This window comes from Butyricimonas sp. BSD2780061689_150309_C8 (assembly GCF_015560935.1).
Lineage (GTDB): Bacteria > Bacteroidota > Bacteroidia > Bacteroidales > Marinifilaceae > Butyricimonas > Butyricimonas paravirosa.
The window spans coordinates 659785-679948 of sequence record NZ_JADMSV010000001.1 but is presented as its reverse complement, the minus strand read 5'-3'; the positions used below and the strand labels follow the sequence as shown (position 1 = coordinate 679948).

Below are 20164 nucleotides of genomic sequence, written 5' to 3'. Positions count from 1 at the left end.
CACACAAGGTATTAACAAGGATTTATTCAAGGTTAATCCCCCTTGTTAAATCACAAAAACACACTAAAAAAAAGAAGAGTGCCTGGCATCACAGCCAAACACTCTTTATATCCTCACGTATGATCGGTACTATTTCTTCTTTGCCGCTTTATTCGGGAAAGCGGGAATAGATGGAATCTCCTTCTTCTCGGTCTTTAACTTCTCCAGAATCACTTGAATCGCTCTATTTAACTGTTGATCCTCACCATTATACTCTAAATAAGGATCGTTTTCAATATCAACGTGAGGAGTAACTCCCGTTCCCTCGATAATAAACTCGCTGCCATCTGCCGCAAACGGCGCGTATGACGGCGTCACGATGGAACCGCCATCAACCACCCGGATCGAACCGCTATATCCAACAACACCGCCCCACGTGCGACGACCTATAATCGTTCCCAAATGATTATACTTGAAACGATACGGGAAAAGATCCCCGTCAGAGGCGGAATACTCGTTTACCAGCAACACCTTCGGCCCCAAGAACGTACCAACCGGACTTACCGACCCGGAAGTTTGGTTCGTGTGCATCGTGTAGAAAGTCGGCGTACGCATCAAACGTTCGGTAATCATCGGGGACACGTTTCCCCCACCATTTCCCCGATCATCAATGATCAAGGCTTTCTTATTCAACTGCGGATAATAATGTTTCACAAACTCGTTCAAACCGTCAACACCCATATCCGGGATATGAATATACCCGACCTCTCCGTTCGTGGCCTCGTTTACCTTACGGATATTATTCTGTACCCAATTATAATAATACAATTTCGATTCGTCAGCCAACGGAACAACCAACACGTTACGGGCCTCCTTCTCGGTCGGGGTCGTGTTCACGGTCAATTCAACCGTCTTGCCAGCCATATCGATCAACTCGGAGAACAGGTTATCTACCTCTTTCAACGATTTCCCGTTAATGGCCAGAATATAGTCACCCTCTTTCACCTCCACGCCCGGCATGGTCAAAGGCGAGCGGGTGGAGGCATCCCAGTTGGCTCCCTCGATTACCTCGGTTACTTTAAAATAACCGGATTTATCTTTCACGAATTTAGCACCCAGCAGCCCCATATCAATTCTCTCGGGCATCGGAACCCGCCCGTTAATGGAGTAAGCGTGTCCGACACTCAATTCCGCGATCATCTCCCCGATAATATAAGTCAAGTCCGTACGATGATTCACGTAAGGCACCAGCACTTTATATTTTTCGTACACGTGATCCCAGTCCACGCCGTGCATATTCTTGGCATAGAAGAAATCACGCATCTGCCGCCAGCTCTCGTTATAGATCTGTATCCATTCCTGATGGTAGTCAATCACCCGTTTCACCCCTTTCGTGGGAACGGGAGAAGTCACGTTAGCGGAAAGTACCGGAAGGTCCTCCACCTGGAACGCGGAACCCGAAGAAACGATAGCCTTTTTGTAACCGGGAGAAAATTCGACGTCCCCACCCGTGTCGGTTTCTTTCTTCCCGTTCAGGTCATAAATCAGCGTGCGGCCTCCCCGGTTATAATATACCCGGTTTCCCAGCATATGCACGTTACCATAGTAATTCGATGCCAACACGGGCAATTCTACAAGACGACTTTCCAAATTCGTGAAATCATACACGACACCTTTGTCTTCACTCTCTTTCTTCTTATCCTTTTCTTTCACGATTGTCTCCACCCGGACAACATCATTTTTAGGGGCGAACAATACCGGGGCATCTTTCGCCAAAGGCAGGATGTACACCTTATTCATATCATTATACACGTGATTCCATTCCGTCCGTCCATACGTCGGGGAGAATGTGCGGGCAGAAACAAACACCAGGTATTTCCCGTCCTCGCTGAAATTCGGTGAACTGGAACCGAACCACCCGTCGGTAACTTGGTGTTTCTCGCCACTTTCAACATGATACACGATGATGTTATCCATCGTCGTTTCCGGACGAACGTAAGTGATATATTTGCTATCAGGAGACCAGTTGTAGGACGTCATGGAACGGATACCCGATTTTTCCACGATCTTCCGGTTCCCACTTTCCACGTCAGATATATTCAACGTGTTCCCCTTCTCGCTCCAGAGAATTTTCTTGGAATCCGGGGACCATTTATAATTGAAGATATAACTTTTCAGATTCTTGATCAGTTTCCGTTCTTTTCCCGTCGCCACGTCTCGGAGATAAATATTGAATTCCCCGTCCTTGTCGGAAACGTAACTGATGTATTTCCCGTCCGGAGACCAACCTGCCTGCATATCGTTAGCATCGGAAGAATTGGTTAAGTTATAGGTAATACCCTCTTTCACGGGCAGCGAGAAAATATCCCCACGGGCAGCCACAACCACCCTCTCCCCACCGGGAGCAACCGCGATACTCGAAATCTGGCCGCTTACATCAGTCAACGTCGGACGAGAATAAACCTGATCGTTATCAATGTTTATCGTGATCTTGGATTCCTTGCCACTCTGCAAATCGTACCCGTAAATATATCCCCCTTGCTCGTACACGATTAGCTTGTCACCAATCGCAGGAAATTTTATATCGTATTCTTTATAAGAAGTCAATTGTTTATCCTCTTTCGTGTTCACGTCATAGGCGTAAAGATTCATGATGTCACCCCGATCGGATATATAATATATAGTATTCCCGTCCGGGGACCACATAGGGAACACATCTTGCCGCACGTTGTCGGTAATCCGTTCTGATTTCTTCGTGTTGAAATCAAACACCCGGATGTCATCCGCCATACCACCTTGATAACGTTTCCACGCCCGGAATTCCCGGAAAATATAATTGTAAGCTAATTTCTTTCCATCCGGAGAATAAGAGGCAAAGCCGCCATTCTTTAAAGGTACTTCCTCGGACATCCCTCCCTCCACCGGGACCGTGAACAGTTGCCCGGTAAAATCGTTAAAAGTATATCTCCGGGAACGATAAAGAATCCGTTTACTATCCGGGGTCCAACCGATCACCACGTTGTTCGGCCCCATGCGATCCCCTAGATCATCCCGTTTCAGCGTGGCCGTGTAAGTCAAGCGACGAGGTTCGCCCCCCTCCACGGGGATGACAAATACTTCCGTGTTACCATCATATTGCCCGGTGAAAGCGATGTATTTTCCATCCGGGGAAATACGAGGAAACATCTCGTACCCCACGTGCGAGGTCAACCGACGGGCCGTTCCTCCCCCGGCTGAAACCAGGTAAAGATCCCCGGCATACGAGAATACCAACTTGTCCCCCACGCTATGCGGGAACCTTAATAACCTTGCCTCCCCGGCCTGTACCCACAAACCGGCTAACAACACACCTAGTAAAAGAATAAACCTCCTCATAACAAATTAGTTCATAAAGTTTATAAAGTTCATAAGGTCTATAAAGTTTACAAAACCGTAAAGTTCACAAAGTTGATTCAGGCATAAAAACGAACCAATGACATTGACGTCGCAAAATCGCAAATCCACAGAATCTATTCACCTTATGAACTTTATGGACTTTATGAACTTTATAAACCCTTTTCTAATAATTCCTTGATCACACGAGGAAAATACTCGTATTCCAAGGCATGGACTTTCGTTGCCAAAGATTCCGGAGTGTCTCCCGGCACGATTTCACATTTAGCCTGAAAGATGATTGCCCCCTCGTCGTAATGATTATTCACGTGATGAATCGTAATACCACTTTCCTTTTCCCCGGCAGCGATCACCGCCTCGTGTACTTTCATGCCGTACATACCCTTGCCCCCGTAAGATGGTAACAGGGCCGGATGAATGTTAATTACCCGGTCCGGATAAGCGTCGATGATAGCATCCGGCACCTTCCAGAGAAAGCCCGCCAACACGATCAGATCAATATCCAATCGTTTCAATTCATTCAAAACCAGGTCAGAATGAGAGAACTCTTCCCGTCCGAAAACAAACGTCGGCACGCTTAAACGTTTTGCCCGTTCCAAAACATAGGCATCGGGTTTGTTACAAAACACGATTTTCACGACATTTTCGGTGTCATTTTTAAAATAATTAATGATATTTTCAGCGTTAGAACCTGAACCAGAGGCAAATATTGCTATTTTTTTCATCCTGTAATCTATTAAAAATCAAACGCATAAAGATAAGAAAACTTTATTCATGCCAAAAAATTTTCTAGGAAAAATAAATTCTCTAACTTTGCCCCCGAACTTAGAGAGTTATGCGCGTCTCTTGTAGACGCAAGTGTGAATTTAAAAAATGTCTAATTAAAATTTAAAGTTATGTCTGACATTCAAAACAGAGTTAAAGCTATCATTGTTGATAAATTAGGAGTTGACGAAAGTGAAGTTAAACCTGAAGCAACGTTTACTAACGACTTAGGAGCTGACTCTTTGGATACGGTAGAGTTGATCATGGAATTGGAAAAAGAATTCAACATCACTATTCCGGACGATCAAGCAGAGAAAATCGCTACCGTGGGCGATGCTATTGCATACGTTGAAGCTAACGCTCAATAATTTAATATTTTATCTATGAATTTCAAACGAGTAGTAATAACTGGTCTTGGAACTATTAATCCCTTGGGTCATAACGTGGCCGAATTTTGGGAGAACTTGAAAGGTGGCGTCAGCGGCGCCGGTCCTATTACTCGTTTTGATGCATCTAAATTTCGCACGCAATTCGCTTGCGAAGTTAAAAACTACGAGCCCACGGAATATTTCGACAAGAAAGAAGTCCGTAAAATGGATCTTTACAGCCAATTTGCCCTGATTTGTTCCAGGGAGGCCGTAAAAGATGCCGGACTCGATTTCTCGCAAGAGGACAGAAAGAGAATCGGTGTAATCTGGGGTGCAGGTATCGGTGGTTTGGATACGTTCTACGAAGAATGCAAAACTTTTGCATTAGGAGACGGAACTCCCAGATTCAACCCGTTCTTTATACCCAAGATGATTGCCAACATGGGTGGAGCCATGATCGCCATAGAAGAAGGCCTAAAGGGTCCGAACTACACGACGGTTTCAGCCTGTGCATCATCCGCACACTCGTTAGTAGATGCATTAAATCTGATCCGATTAGGAAAAGCAGACGTGATACTTGCCGGTGGATCTGAAGCAGCCATCACCCCCCCGGGTGTAGGTGGTTTCAATTCCATGAAAGCTTTATCCACTCGTAATGATGACCCGAAAACAGCCTCGCGTCCTTTCGACGTTGACCGTGACGGATTCGTTATCGGCGAGGGCGGTGCTTGCTTAGTCGTAGAAGAGTACGAACATGCAGTAAAAAGAGGTGCTCACATCTACGCGGAACTCGCGGGAGGCGGAGCCAATTGCGATGCTTACCACATGACAGCCCCGGACCCGGAAGGAGAAGGTGCAGCCGATGTTATGTTACTCGCGTTGGAAGACGCCGGACTGACCCCGAAAGACGTTGATTATATCAACGTTCACGGAACGTCTACCGGACTCGGAGATGTGGCAGAACCTAAGGCCATTCAGAGAGCATTTGGTGAACACGCTTATGATCTGAACATCAGTTCCACCAAATCAATGACAGGACATTTACTAGGTGCCGCCGGTGCCTTAGAAGCGATCGCTTGTGTTCTGGCTGTGAAAAACAACATTGTACCCCCTACCATTAATTTCAGCAACCTTGATCCGGAACTGGATCCCAAGCTGAATTTCACGTTCAATAAGGCTCAAGAGAAAGAAATCAATGTAGCCATCAGTAACACTTTCGGTTTCGGAGGTCACAATGCTTGCGTTGTATTCAAAAAGTAATCACTAACTAAAATTTTGGGGAAGTGATTAGTAAAATAATTCAATCCATAAAACTTTACCTTCACAGGAAGGAAAAGTTTTATGGATTGTCTATTTCGGAATGGGGATTTGTTCCCGGTAACAAAGGTTTATACACCTTGGCATTGTTACATAAATCGGCGTCCAGATACACGAAAAGCGGAACCGTCTTGAATTACGAGCGTCTCGAATTCTTGGGCGATGCCGTGTTGGGAGCTATTGTCGCTGAAATCCTGTACAAATTTTTCCCCAACAAGGACGAGGGATTCATGACCCGCTTACGCTCCAAGATCGTGAGTCGCGAATCATTGAATATCATTGCCATCAAAATGGGGTTGAGCGAGGAAGTAATTGCCAAATCGGATATTTCCAAAAACAAACATATCTACGGTGATGTATTCGAGGCTTTTACAGGAGCCATCTACCTGGATCAAGGATACGACAAAACCAAAGCGTTTATCGAGAATTACATCTTCCCCCACTACGTGAACCTGGAAGACCTCGTGTACGTTGACAAAAACTACAAGAGCCGCCTGATTGAATGGGCCCAAAAACAAAAGATTGACCTGAATATCGAAACGATTGAAAGTAATGCCCGTCGCTCTAAATTCGTCTGTACAATCTCTATCGGCGAGGACATCATGGCCCAAGGCATAGGTGCATCAAAAAAAGAAGCGGAGCAAAACTCCGCTGAAAAAGTTATTCAAAAACTCCAGGTCGAGGCCCAAGGAGAAATTGAAATCTAATATTATTCCATGATTCCACGATTGCCGATTCCGTGATTTCTTTCAGTGAACATAATCACAGAATCGCCAATCATAAATCACTCAATCTTTTTATTCTTTCACACGTTCTACGTAAGTACCGTCTTCCGTTTTGATACGAATTTTCTCACCGGTATTGATAAAAAGAGGAACCATCACTCTTGCACCGGTTTCTACTTCTGCCGGTTTCAAAGCCGTAGAAGAAGCGGTATCACCTTTCAATCCCGGTTCCGTGTAAGTTACTTCCAAAACAACAGTCGGCAACAATTCAACATATAACGGGGTTTCCGTGTCGGCATGTACAACCATTTCAACAGCATCACCCTCTTTCAAGAACTGGGGAGCATTGATCAAATCTTTCGCGATAGGAATTTGCTCGAAAGATTCCGTGTGCATCATGATATAGTCCTCTCCTTCCATATACAGGAATTGATACGGACGTCTCTCGATACGCACCACATCAATCTTCACCCCTGAAGTAAAGGTATTTTCCAAGGTACGACCGGTTTTGATGTTCTGCATCTTCGTTCTCACGAAAGCGGGACCTTTACCGGGTTTCACGTGTTGAAACTGTACAATTCTGTATAAATCGTCTTTGAAAACGATACATAATCCATTCCTAAAATCAGCCGTTGTTGCCATTTATTTTATTTTTTAGATTTAATATTTTTCATTGAGGGTGCAAAGATAAGGAAATCAGCACAAATCACCAAATGAGGATTTTATTTTCTTATATGATCCGTCTATTATCACACAAGTAAGCCGATTTTTAATCCAGCCCAAATAATAAACTAATCATCCTTCTCCGAATTTCCAAGTTGCAAATAATCTTTTGCATTTAATGGAGAAATTATACTTTTACCTGTCTGAATTTCAATTTCTTTCCGAGTATTACCTGCGATTTGACCTCCTTGATTCGCAATATGTCGATTTTCTTCAAATGTTTTCGGTTCACGTTCTTTCGATATTTCGGTTGTCGTCGCTTCTGCAAGCATATTCAGAATCAACTCCATATTGGTCATGTTATCTCGAAGATTTTCTTTCTTTAAACCCTTTAATTGTTTATATTCTCGAGTCGTCAGTCCAGCCCAAGCTTGCGTTATTATATCTGTCAATGCAGCAAATTGTACACCTTCCTTCACTCCCCGACATTTCCATTCATCAGTAAGCTCCTTTCGCACTTCTATACTTTTTAGACGTTGGTTTATCCAATTATCCGAATAACCCAATCGTTTATAGTCTAACAAGGCTTGCTCGATCGACAACTCAGGATCCTCCAGTTGATCCAGACGTTCTTTAGCTACTTGTGCCATCCACAATTTAAAAGGTTCCGCTTTAGGAGAGGGGATCGACTGAATAATTCGAAAAAGGGATTCCGTATCTGCAGCAAGTGTTTTACGCCTCTTACCCGTTTCGGTCATCATCATTACCTGGGGACAATTTGTCCCCATGAACAATCCCAATTCGGAATCACGTTTTCTTACTTTTTTCAAGTAATCAGTCGGATTAGCACTATCTGTCAATACAGAAACAATATCTACAACTGAAAAATACCACTTTTCTTGGTCTCCATCCCAAACTGTACGAATCTTTCTTTCTTCAAATAGCTTTATTGCATCCTTTTGTGTCATATTATTGCTTTTATAAATACAAAAGTAATAATATAAAACCACACTACTTACGCCACAACCGATAATAAACTCCTAACGGTAACGATTTCCCGTATGAATCGGTAAAATACAACTCTCCGAATTGTTCCCCGGTACAATCACCGACTAGCTGTCGCACGATACTCCGGGCTAACAGTGCGGAGAGTCCCATGGAATACAGGTTAAGCACGAGGAAACTATTGGAACCTTCCAACAATTGCCCACACAAGGTGATCAACTCGTTAATATTTTCCTCCAATACCCATTTCTCGCCATTCGCACCGCGCCCGTAAGCCGGTGGGTCCAGAATGATCCCGTTATATTTTTTACCCCGACGTACTTCCCTTTGCACAAATTTTAAAGCATCATCCACGATCCAGCGAACACCATCCAATTTCGATGCTTCCATGTTTTCCCTGGCCCAAGAAACAACCGGCTTTACCGAATCCACGTGGGTAACATCCGCACCGGCACTCTTCGCCGCAAGAGTAGCTCCCCCGGTGTAAGCAAACAGGTTCAACACTTTTGCCTCTGAACCAATTCGTTTCACCTGATCGAATATAAAATTCCAATTCTCCGCCTGCTCCGGGAATATCCCCACGTGCTTGAAAGAAGTCAATCCCAAACGCATTCGAATATTCATCTCCCCGTACCGATAATTCACGAACCATTGCTGTGGCATTTTAGGCTTGCAAATCCATTCTCCACGATCCTCGCTCTTCTTATCCTTCTTGAAATAAGCATCCGCCCGTTGCTGCCACTCCACGTCGGGAAGCGATTTATTCCATATCGCCTGCGGCTCCGGCCGGGCAATCACGTAACGCCCGAAACGTTCCAATTTCTCGAAAGCACCACTATCAATTAACTCGTAATCAGCCCAGCATGAGGGACTTAGTAATTTTATATCCATATCATCCTTTTTAAACTCCAATCAAATGCAAAGGTAATAACTATCCCTAGATAACCCTTTTCATTTTCCAAAAAATTGGAATATCGAAAATTAAACCATATTATTGTATAGTGAAATAGGCTTAAGCAACATATGGTGAAAAAGCAAATATCAGATTCCATAGAAACAGAAGAACTAATCCAACGATTTAACCGCCGGGAAGAATCTGCTTTTGAGTATATATATGGTTTACTTTATCAAGATTTACTCTACTTTTCGATTAAACTTTTCCACAATTCCGATTTAGTTCCCCAAGATACAATTCAAGATCTTTTTATGAAATTATGGATCGGGAAACATATATCATTCAATTCTTTAGAACACATAAAGGCCTATATGTACACAAGTATCCGGAATAGTTTTCGAGAATACTATTCGCATCAAAAAGTAAAAAGTAAATACGAACAAACCCTACAAAACGAAGACGACCGATTCACATCATATCTTGTTGAGACAGAAGTTATCTCTGAATTAAGCCGTCATCCGGAACTCTTCCCCAAAGAATGTGCAAAAGTATTAAAATTATACCTGGAAGGTTGGGACATCAAAGATATTGCTGAAAAATTAGATAAATCACCCAGTACAATCTACACTCAACGCCAAGAAATTATCGTGATTTTAAAAAAACTGATGAAACGAGAGTTATTCTCGTTAATTCTATACAACTCTTTATTAATGCATTACAGAAACAAACGTCATTAGTCAATCCGACAAAATGTTAAAATTTATCTTTTTTTTCTTCACGGGTAGCAAAAATCAATATTAAAACCGTGTTGGAAGAAAAAGATACAATATGAAAGAAACAAAAAGATATATACAAATCCAGACTATCGCACGTCAACTCTGTGATATCATGCAACAGCATGAACTAAAAGATATAGGAGAACTAAAAGAATGGCTGGAACATAACAATACTGCAATAGAAATTATCAAGTCATTAATGGATGACTCTGAACTATCAAAAAAGATTGAACTCTACCGTCAACAAGACAAAGAACAGGCAATTTTATCTCTCCGAACAAAAATTCAAAAACACCAGCGCCACCGAGTGATTATCCGTATCAGTCGTGTTGCTGCTGTAATCGTACTTCTCATAGGGTGTGGTCTACTATATCACAAATTATCACAACAGGAAAAACATCAGACATTAGCATCTACTATTTCCTCCAAGCTATCTCCCGTAATTATTACCCCTAACGGACAACACTATGATCTTTCAAAAGTCCTAACCGATACAACTCACAATTTAAATATTGCTTATAAAAGTACCGAAGAAATCAAATATACTTATCAACCTCCTGCCGTTGATATCGAAGAGGAAGGGTATAACCAACTAATTATTCCCAACCAATGTAACTATCAAGTCACCCTATGCGATGGTTCGGTAGTTCGGTTAAATGCTGGAAGTCGATTAGAATATCCCAATAGTTTTCCTTCCCATGAACGGAAAGTACGCTTAACCGGGGAGGCTTATTTTGAAATCAAGCATGACGGACGTCCTTTTATGGTCGAAGTCCGTCAAGCCTCCATACGAGTATATGGAACCCACTTCAACATAAATGCTTATCAAGAAACCAATATTGAAACGGTATTAGTTGAAGGGAAAGTAGGGGTCTCAATCCAAGACTCTACCTATCAAGAAAAAATATTAAAACCCAATCAGCTTAGTCGCCTTAATTTATTGACAGGAGAACAAGAAATTGTGGATGTCGATGTTCAAAAATACATTGCATGGACGACAGGCTTCTTAAGATATGACAATGACTCACTGGAACTACTAATCGAAGATCTTAGTCGATGGTATGGTGCCGACTTCGACTTCAAAGATAACAAACTGAAAAACATCAGAATCTCGGCTTCTATCAACAAGGATACTCCCCTTGAAGAAGTATTAGCCATGATTCAAACAACCGCAAAAATAAAATTTCATTTGATAGAAAGGAGGTACATCATCACTCAATAAATATCCTAAAATGCAGAAGAGAGCATCCCAGGGATACCCTCTCTAACTAATATTCTTTTTTTGTTCTGCCATCGCAGATTGCCGTCGGATGGACAGAAAATGTCTTAATATTAATCAGTTAAAATTATGAATAATGTCATACACTGCCAAATAAAAGCCAAGAAATTTTCAATGGTATTTTTCATGGCAATTTTTCTCACATTACTCTTAGGTTATTCCAATGGAGTATATGCAGATCAGACTATTCCGGAACACAAACAGAATCTTCAACAAGATTCAACCTTTTCCGTAAATGTAAAAAATTCAACCATAAAGGAAATCCTTTATGAAATACAACGGAAAACCGGTTACAGTTTTATGTTCGAACAGGAAGAACTAGGTAAAATCAAAAAAAGCATAAACCTAGTCAATACCACACTAAAAGCTTGTTTGGACAAACTCTTCGAACAAACACCTTATATCTATGAAATCAATGGTAAAACAATTGCCATTGTCAAAAAAAATACAAAAAACCAAGAAAACAAATGTCGTGTAAAAGGTAAAATCACCGATGAAAGCGGGGAAGCTGTAATCGGAGCAACCATTCTAATCGAAGGTACAAGTGTAGGAACGGCCACCGATGTAAATGGAGAATTCCAACTGGAAGTTTCAGCCGGAGAAACCTTGCAAATCTCCTTTTTGGGTATGCAACCACAAAAATACCATGTTACACAATCCACAGACCAATTACTGATCACATTGAAATCTGATGTCAAGGCCATGGAAGAGGTTATTGTCACCGGAATGTTTACCCGTAAAGCCGAAAGCTTTACCGGATCAGCCAAGACCATTACGGCCAAAGAGCTAGAACGAGTAGGAAACGGAAATCTCTTTCAAAGCCTGAGGAATCTTGATCCGTCATTAAACATCATGGACAACCTGGAATTCGGGTCTGACCCCAACAAATTACCCAACATGCAGTTACGAGGAACCTCCACTTTCCCGGTAGAAAGTAACACGGATTTAAGAAGTAATTATCAAGACGATCCTAACCAACCTTTATTCATTTTGGATGGTTTCGAGGCCAGTGCCACGAAAATTTTCGACTTGGATATGAACCGAATCCAGAGTGTTACAATCCTAAAAGATGCTGCAGCTAAAGCTATTTATGGTTCTAAAGCGGCAAACGGAGTGGTTGTCATCGAGACCAAACGCCCCGTAGGAGGAGAATTCCGAGTGAATTATAAAGGTAGCCTCGATGTCACGATGCCAGATTTAAGTAGTTACAATCTAGCTAATGCACTGGAAAAATTAGAGATAGAAAGAATCGCCGGAATATACGAAAGCGATTATCTCCCTTCTCATCAAAACTTGCAGGACTTGTACAATGAGAGGATGAAAGCAGCTTTAGAAGGTCTAGACACAGATTGGCTCTCAAAACCTTTACGTACCGGGATCGGGACCAAGCATGCTCTATCCTTTGAAATGGGGAATCAGAATCTGACTGCGATTGTAGACGTTTCTTACAATAAAGTAAATGGTGTAATGAAAGGATCTTATCGGGAAGTCATTGCCGGTGATGTCAATTTGGCTTACAGATTGAATACCAAGTTCCTTTTCCGGAACATCATGAGTATTACCTCAAACCGTTCAGACGATTCTCCTTATGGAGATTTTAGTGAATATGCTACCATGAATCCTTATTTCTCCCCATACGACAAATCAGGCGAGATCACCAAGGATAATAACAACCCGATGTATAATGCAACATTAAATACCAAACGTACCTCCGGCTATCTGGAGTTCACGAACAATTTTTACACGGAATACAGCATATTGGATGGACTAAAAGCCGTTGCAAGAATAGGAATTACAAGTCAAAATAGCACCGGGGATATTTTTTATCCTGCCAATCACACCAAGTTTTCTGATTGGACAGATGACAGGTTCCTACGTAGAGGTTCTTATCAACAAAATACCGGGAAATACACGAATCTAAACGGAGATTTAACTATACAATATTCAAAAACTTTTGATAAACATTTATTGATGGCGAACTTTGCTTTCTCTATAAGCGAAAAGAAAAACAGCGAAGTCGTACATTATGCGGAAGGTTTTCCTTCTGACCGGATGGATGATATCACTTTTGCATTACAATATGCAGAAAATAAAACACCTTATGGAAATGAAAGTATAACCAGAGATATCGGTTTCACCGGAGTACTGGGATATACTTATGATGATCGATTTCTAGCCGATCTGACTATACGAGAAAATGCCTCTTCTCAATTCGGAGCCGACAATCGTTGGGGATTATTTTGGAGTGCCGGTATAGGTTGGAACATACACAACGAAAAATTCATGCGGGAGCTAGATTGGGTAAAACAACTTAAAATCAGAGGATCAATCGGGACAAGTGGTAGTCAGTCTTTTGAAAGTTACCAGGCAATAGCGACCTACAAATATTATACCGATGTTTCTTACACCGGAATGTTAGGAGCTTACGTGATGCGATTAGCCAATGACAACTTAAAATGGCAGGAAAAAATGGATTATAATGCCGGTATTGATGCCCGTATATGGAAATTCTCTTTCACATTCGATTACTACGAGTCGATCACCGATAATCTAATTGTAGACCTCTCTCTACCGACTTCTGTCGGTTTCAGTTCTGTGAAAGAAAATATCGGGAAAGTTAAAAACAGCGGTTTTGATATTGCCTTTACCTATAACATTTTTTCTAAAGGGACTGGTTTTCTAAATCTGACAGGTTCTCTGACAACCAATAAAAACAAAATCATGAAACTCTCTGATGCCATGCGTGCTTTCAACGAGCGCCAAGACGAACTGGTAAGCACCAAAGAGGATGGAGGACGTTCAAAACCTGTACTGCGTTATGTTGAAGGAGGATCATTAAATTCTATCTGGGCTGTGCCTTCTTTAGGAATTAATCCTGCCAACGGTAGAGAAATATACGTAAGACCGGATGGAACGACCACTTATACTTGGCAGGCCAGTGATCAACAAATCGTGGGTAATAGTCAAGAAAAATTCAGGGGAAATTTCGGTTTCAATGGTGAGTATCAAGGTTTCGGTCTAAGTGTAATTGCCCGATTTACTGCCGGAGGTGATTATTATAACCAAACATTAGTCGACAAAGTAGAAAATGCAGATCTAAAACAAAATGTCGACAAACGTCTTTTATATGGCCGATGGTCGGAAAAGAATAAAGATGCCCCATTCAAAACCTTACAACCTTATAATGATGCTAATGGGAACTATATATCTGCCCCAAAAACAGAACCAACCTCCCGTTTTGTACAACGCAAAAACGAAATGACAATCTCTTCCATCAGTGCATGGTACGACTGGCGGGATAGGGAATGGCTGGACAAAGCCGGAATCAGTCGTTTAAAGTTAGCATTTAACATGAATGATGTCTGCACAATATCGACAATCAAAATGGAACGAGGAACCTCCTATCCTTTTGCCCGTACCATGTCATTCTCGTTAGCAGTTGAATTCTAAATAAATCGATTATGAAAAGAATAATATTATATGGCATCTCGGTTTTAATGCTTCTATGTATTACTTCCTGCGAAAAATGGTTAGATGTTAATCCTAAATCAGAAATTAAAGCAGATAAGTTATTCGATACGGAAGCTGGTTTTAAAGACGCCTTGACAGGATTATATATCAATATGACCTCAAAAGATGTATATGGGGCTAATCTATCTTGGCAAGCCATCGAATTTATGGCCGGACAATATGATGGAGGGAAAAGCTCTTATATTGAATTACAGAAATACAATTTCGAACACAACTCTTCGAAGAATTTTATCCAGGCGGTATGGGCTAAAGAGTATAATATCATCTCGGAAACAAATTTACTATTAGAATCATTGGAGAAAAAAGGAAATATCCTGAATCCAACTCTTTATAACGTCATAAAAGGAGAGGCCCTAGCGATTCGTGCAATGTGCCACTTCGACCTGATACGCTTATTCGCTAAAGGTAATCTTGCTGAACGCCGGGAAATTCTAACCGAACCTTGTATTCCTTATGTAACCGAATATTCGAAAGAAATTACCGATCAACAAACCTATGAAGCAACTTTACAATTGTTACATCAAGATTTAAATGATGCTCTTTCCTATTTAAAAAGTGATCCCCTTTATACAGGTACCGAGGAACGCCCAGAAGATTATGAAGACGTAACAGATAACATTTTCTTCAATGGGACCTATTACAAAGGGCGAGAGACACGACTCTCCTACCCTGCAGTATTACTCTTAAATGCACGCGTGTATCTGTGGGAGGGCAATCAAGAAAAAGCATTAGAATATGCGGAAAAGCTCATCAAGTCCTATGAACAATACGTTGCACAAGGAGATATGCAATGGGCCACGGAAAGCAGTTATGTTTCTAGCGAAGGAGACAACCGCGATTATGTATTCCAAGGAGAACTTCTTTTCGCATTGGATGTACAAAAATTAAATGAATATATTGAAAATGCTTATTCAGAACATGTAAACGGTAATTATAACAATGACCGCTTGATACAATCAGGACAATTTGTCGAAGAGTTATTCACCTCTTTATCCACTTCCGACCTGAGATTTCGGAAACAATGGCAAATCACGGGAAATAACTTTTTAACGATAAAGATCCGAAAGACTGAAGGAAATTGGTTCACGAATTATTTACCACTAATGCGAATATCCGAAGCTTACTTAATCGCAAGTGAATGTTTAAAAGAAAGTAACAAGAAACAAGCCGTAGAATACATGAATTTCTTAAAAACGAAAAGAAACATTCCCACGAGCTCTTTCTTACCTGAAGATATTTCAGTAGAAGAATTACAACAAGAAATCATTCAAGATTATCGAAGGGAATTTGCTCAAGAAGGCCAACTATTCTTCTGTTACAAAAGGTTAGGATTACAAACTTTCCCAGGCATTCAACATGAAGCAATGACCGACGTACAATATCAATTACCTTACCCGGATATTGAGAATGAACTTGGCCAAAGACAATAACAGAATGATTAAAAAAACTTTTATGAACAGAAAATTATCTTATATACTAAGTTGCACATTATTCTCTTTGTTATGGGTTGCCTGTGACAAAGAAGATATAATGAGATACGATCGAGAGAGAGCCGCAATTGAATTTAAAGGGAATTCATATACCTACTCTTTCAAACAGACTTCTCAGGCAATAGACACCGTTGATATTCCTTTCAATTTGGTTGGTTATCCGGAAAATTGGGAAAGAAATGCAGAATTCCTAGTCATAGCCGACAGTACAACCGCTACTACTAATGAATATCGTATTATAGATGCGATATTAAAACCCGATGAATATCTTGGTTATTTAAGAGTCGAAGTTAAAAATGAGAAAGGAGACAATTTCCAAGATGTTCGCATATATCTAGAAATTGCACAAGGGAAAGACCTCATTCCGGGTGTCGACACCCAAAAGAATTGTTTTCTTTATCTTACAAATAAACTGGTAAGACCTAATAGTTGGACAAGTTGGATTGAACGTTATAAATTAGGGAATTATAGCACTGCCTATTATCAGTTTATTATTGAAGTAACAGGAGAAACAGAATTTCCGATACAATCAGCGATCCCCGGATACAATAACGGAGAGAAGTGGAGTTCCGCTTACACGGAGGCCTTTATTGCAAACTTGAAACAGGAATTAAAAGCTAGAAACGAACGGGAAAAAACTCCTCTTTTACACGATGACGGTACGGCAAAAGACAAAGAAATCGTTATTGGCAAATATTACCCAAACTAATCTGAAAGATGATGAAAAATATATTATTTACGTTACTGGCAATATGTTTGTTATATGCCTGTTATGACGATAAAAGTACTCTTCCACAATTCGATTTTCCTACAATTGTTAGTGATCGACAAGGGGAAGAAGAATATTTGATTGCTACATTAGGTGAAGAATTTACTTATGAACCCCGATTATGCAAAATACAGGGAAGAGATAGTATCCCCTTAACAGAAAGTGAATTTGACGATTATGGGTACCAATGGAGTCTATCTTTACTCTCTAATGGTAATGACACAACCAAACAAATCATTTCTAATGAACGGATACTAAAAACGCTCATTGAACTTACACCCACCAATGACGGATACTCATATTACACATTAACCCTTCAAGTTACTCATAAAGCTAGTAACACAAAAAAGAATTTGATTTGGGAAGTAAAAGTCCTAGGTACTTATGGAAGTGGCTTATTGATAGCGGAAACAACAGATGGAATAAGCTCTGATATTTCTTTGATCATGTCACGTACATTTAACACGAGTTTAAAAGATTACAGCGCAGATGTCATTAATCGTAATATATTCAGCAAGCATAACAATACATTAGTAGAAGGAGAAATCAGTTCTCTAGCTTACATCTCACAAAATGAACATGCTGCCATAGTAGCTCTCGCTAAAGGTAAATCATTAGTTAGAATTGATCCCGTGACAATGAAAGTGATAGACCAAAATTTAGAGTGTTTCTTCTACACGCCTCCGGTTTTTAATCCGCAATTAGTCATAACATGCTGGTCAAAAAGTATACTAATAAATAATGGTCAACTGCAATATTACAATCCAATTAGCGGCACAAAATATTCATACTATCCTGATACTAAATACGATTTAGCCACAACATATGCTGCCGAATTAAATTGGGCAGATGCTATATTATGGGATAAAAATGTTGGAAAATTTGTTCAGAAGCCTAGTTCCACCGGAGATGTCATAGATTTAGACAATACTATTGCTGAGAAATTCAATCCAGATAACATGCAAGGTTGTGAATGTATCTATGGAGAAACAACTGGAAATGATAGAACCAAATGGTTAATGAAAAAAGACGGACAATACTATGTCTATGTATTAGATTGTACTCACAACTGGGATAAAGACGAGACAAACTTTGTAGGAGTAAATGTCTATGACTTAGGAAACTGTCCGGGTATAGAGAAAAGTCCTTGTTACGCATTCTCGAATAATGACGAGTTTTACTATTGCGTAGATAATATTCTTTACGCAGTTCCTCTAGCTAAAGAAAAACCAGAACGCCAAATTTCTTATAACAAATTCGGTTCAACGGAACAAATTACCCATATCTTAGTATACCGGGGAAATGGTTATACCACTTGGAGTGAGAATATTGACCCCGAAACCGGAGAAGAAACTCCTGTATGGCGTAATTCAAAAAATAATGTACTTTGTATAGCTACTTGGGATGGTAACGAAGGAAGAGTGTATACGCTTCCCATTCAATATAGTGGAACCGGAGGAATCGCTCCGGACAAGTATGTCAATTGCTACGATAAATTCAATCGTATCACAAAAATAGCTCCTAGAAAATAAAACCTTAACTTTTACAGAAATATGAAATACTTAGTTATTCTTTGCACTCTATTCTTCAGCTTAAGTGCAAACGCACACACGATAAAAGGAAAAATCACAGGTTTAAAAGATGGAACAACTATCTACTTGTTAACTCATCCTAATGACACAATAGAACATAAATGGGTTCTCAGCCACAAAATAGATAGCACTATTGTTAAAAATGGTAACTTTGAATTCAATGTGCCAGACGCCACATATGGGCGTCTGTGGTTATTACGTAGTGATAAAAATTATTTAAAATACTATTTTAACAAAGACGAAAACATCACTTTTGAAGGATGGGCAACTCTTTTCGGATTAGTTAATGAAACTATCACCGGAGGACACGTACGAATATTGTTGGAAGATATTTTCAAAATATTGGATGATAACATGTTGAATCCATTCGGACGTAGAGAGGGGGTTGAGTGGATAAAAAGGCACGCATCAGAAGATATCGGCCTCTTTGCTACAGCCTATTTCTACATTGTCAAACAAATACTAAAGGATAGAGATATTCAAGAGATTCTGGAAACTATTCCTGCCGATAAACAAAATTTACCTTATTACCAACAAATACGTGATGCTTATAATCAAAAGAATATCACTCAAACAAAACCTAATAAAGGTTTTACAATCAATGGCTATGTAGAAGGACTTACAGAAGGGATTGCAGAATTAGTTTTAGCCAAACAAGGAACATTAGGAGTACCGGAAGTCGTTGATAGTGCCGTAATCAAGAATGGCCATTTCACGTTCTGCGGACAAGTACCTTATCCTCAATATTGCAATGTTGGGATTCGAGGAACATCTTTTCCTGTTGGTTTTTACCTGGAAAATTCTCCGATAGAACTAAATATCAAAATTAGTCAAAGTACCCATACCCGAAATGGAGAAAGCATATCTATGAAATCTCTCCAAGGACAAGTATACGGTAGCCACGCAGAAGAGGAAGCTCAATACATTTCTTCTCTTTCAGAACAACAAGACATTGAAAATTGGATTGCAAGTCACCCCTCCGACATGCTAACCTTAATGAGATTAGCAAACGCATGGACTGAAAGGTTTTCACCCGATGTAGTAGAGAAATGGCTAAACATGATGGACAAAAGTTTATCAGAACATGTCGCTTATAAAGATGTTGAGAAGCAAATTGCCAAACGTCGTGAGTTAGCCATCAATGCGACGGCTCCGGATTTTGTTTTACCATCAGAGAAAGGGGAAAAAATTTCATTGAAGAATTTCCGTGGTAAATATGTTCTTCTAGACTTTTGGGCTTCCTGGTGCGGACCTTGTAGAGGAGAAATTCCCAATCTCAAAAAAGCCTGGGACAACTATCACCGGAAAGGTCTCGAAATCATCAGTATTACCCTAGATAAGAAGGAACAAGATTGGCGAAAGGCCTTGGCTGAAGAACAAATGCCCTGGACTCAACTGAATGGTAGAGAAGGTAAGGTTGCAGATCAATATAATGTCCGAGGAATTCCACATATTTTACTGATTGATCCCAAAGGCAAGATTGTAGGGATAAATCTTAGAGGTGAAAAACTAGAAAAGAAACTTCAGGAGTTATTATCACGCTAATTAACCTCTATTCCAAGATACCTATTGAGATATAATTAACATACCTAAATACAGGAAAAAAGAAACGAAACA

At 40.4% G+C, this 20164-nt stretch carries 15 protein-coding genes; 10 read left to right on the top strand and 5 right to left on the bottom strand.

Annotated elements, in window-relative coordinates:
- Window positions 1-129: 129 nt before the first annotated feature.
- Together I2I33_RS02575 and purN are read right to left on the bottom strand one after the other, a co-directional pair.
- A complete protein-coding gene (locus tag I2I33_RS02575) occupies window positions 130-3354 on the bottom strand; it encodes a S41 family peptidase (protein WP_195666723.1) in 3225 nt (1074 codons plus the stop codon).
- 170 nt (window positions 3355-3524) lie between these two features.
- Window positions 3525-4097: a phosphoribosylglycinamide formyltransferase gene (purN, locus tag I2I33_RS02570; RefSeq protein ID WP_087419370.1), complete on the bottom strand. Its 573-nt coding sequence runs from the start codon at window positions 4095-4097 to the stop codon at window positions 3525-3527.
- 171 nt (window positions 4098-4268) lie between these two features.
- Between purN and I2I33_RS02565 the strand changes: the two genes are divergently transcribed.
- Genes I2I33_RS02565 through rnc form a run of 3 tightly spaced genes read left to right on the top strand, consistent with a single transcriptional unit; the run spans window position 4269 to window position 6529 of the window.
- On the top strand, window positions 4269-4505 hold the full coding sequence (locus I2I33_RS02565; protein WP_027200888.1) for an acyl carrier protein: 237 nt from the start codon (window positions 4269-4271) through the stop codon (window positions 4503-4505).
- A 15-nt stretch (window positions 4506-4520) separates the two neighbouring features.
- The gene (fabF, locus tag I2I33_RS02560; RefSeq protein WP_087419369.1) at window positions 4521-5765 is read left to right on the top strand and encodes a beta-ketoacyl-ACP synthase II; all 1245 of its coding nucleotides are present in this window, start codon (window positions 4521-4523) and stop codon (window positions 5763-5765) included.
- 23 nt (window positions 5766-5788) lie between these two features.
- Entirely contained in the window at window positions 5789-6529 is a 741-nt protein-coding gene (gene rnc / locus I2I33_RS02555) for a ribonuclease III (protein ID WP_027200890.1), read from the top strand.
- 90 nt (window positions 6530-6619) lie between these two features.
- Here rnc and efp read toward each other — a convergent pair whose 3' ends face one another.
- From efp to I2I33_RS02540, 3 genes are all read right to left on the bottom strand, one after another.
- Complete coding sequence (efp, locus tag I2I33_RS02550) at window positions 6620-7189, bottom strand: elongation factor P (RefSeq protein ID WP_087419368.1); 570 nt, start codon at window positions 7187-7189, stop codon at window positions 6620-6622.
- 149 nt (window positions 7190-7338) lie between these two features.
- Entirely contained in the window at window positions 7339-8178 is an 840-nt protein-coding gene (locus tag I2I33_RS02545; RefSeq protein ID WP_087419367.1) for a Bro-N domain-containing protein, read from the bottom strand.
- 43 nt (window positions 8179-8221) lie between these two features.
- Window positions 8222-9106, bottom strand: coding sequence for a class I SAM-dependent methyltransferase (locus tag I2I33_RS02540; RefSeq protein WP_087419366.1), 885 nt, complete (start codon window positions 9104-9106; stop codon window positions 8222-8224).
- A 135-nt stretch (window positions 9107-9241) separates the two neighbouring features.
- Between I2I33_RS02540 and I2I33_RS02535 the strand changes: the two genes are divergently transcribed.
- The 7 genes from I2I33_RS02535 to I2I33_RS02505 all read left to right on the top strand — a co-directional run bounded on the left by I2I33_RS02535 (window position 9242) and on the right by I2I33_RS02505 (window position 20092).
- Window positions 9242-9847: an RNA polymerase sigma factor gene (locus tag I2I33_RS02535; RefSeq protein WP_162613683.1), complete on the top strand. Its 606-nt coding sequence runs from the start codon at window positions 9242-9244 to the stop codon at window positions 9845-9847.
- Between the two features lie 91 nt (window positions 9848-9938).
- Complete coding sequence (locus tag I2I33_RS02530) at window positions 9939-11108, top strand: FecR family protein (protein WP_087419364.1); 1170 nt, start codon at window positions 9939-9941, stop codon at window positions 11106-11108.
- Window positions 11109-11291: 183 nt separating this feature from the next.
- The gene (locus I2I33_RS02525; RefSeq protein ID WP_162613682.1) at window positions 11292-14615 is read left to right on the top strand and encodes a SusC/RagA family TonB-linked outer membrane protein; all 3324 of its coding nucleotides are present in this window, start codon (window positions 11292-11294) and stop codon (window positions 14613-14615) included.
- Window positions 14616-14626: 11 nt separating this feature from the next.
- On the top strand, window positions 14627-16126 hold the full coding sequence (locus I2I33_RS02520) for a RagB/SusD family nutrient uptake outer membrane protein (RefSeq protein WP_087419362.1): 1500 nt from the start codon (window positions 14627-14629) through the stop codon (window positions 16124-16126).
- A 22-nt stretch (window positions 16127-16148) separates the two neighbouring features.
- A complete protein-coding gene (locus tag I2I33_RS02515; RefSeq protein ID WP_162613681.1) occupies window positions 16149-16895 on the top strand; it encodes a DUF4843 domain-containing protein in 747 nt (248 codons plus the stop codon).
- 11 nt (window positions 16896-16906) lie between these two features.
- Window positions 16907-18487: a hypothetical protein gene (locus tag I2I33_RS02510; RefSeq protein WP_229128157.1), complete on the top strand. Its 1581-nt coding sequence runs from the start codon at window positions 16907-16909 to the stop codon at window positions 18485-18487.
- A gap of 21 nt (window positions 18488-18508) precedes the next feature.
- Window positions 18509-20092 (top strand): TlpA disulfide reductase family protein, encoded by a 1584-nt coding sequence (locus tag I2I33_RS02505; protein ID WP_087419359.1) that lies wholly within the window; start codon window positions 18509-18511, stop codon window positions 20090-20092.
- Window positions 20093-20164 lie beyond the last annotated feature (72 nt).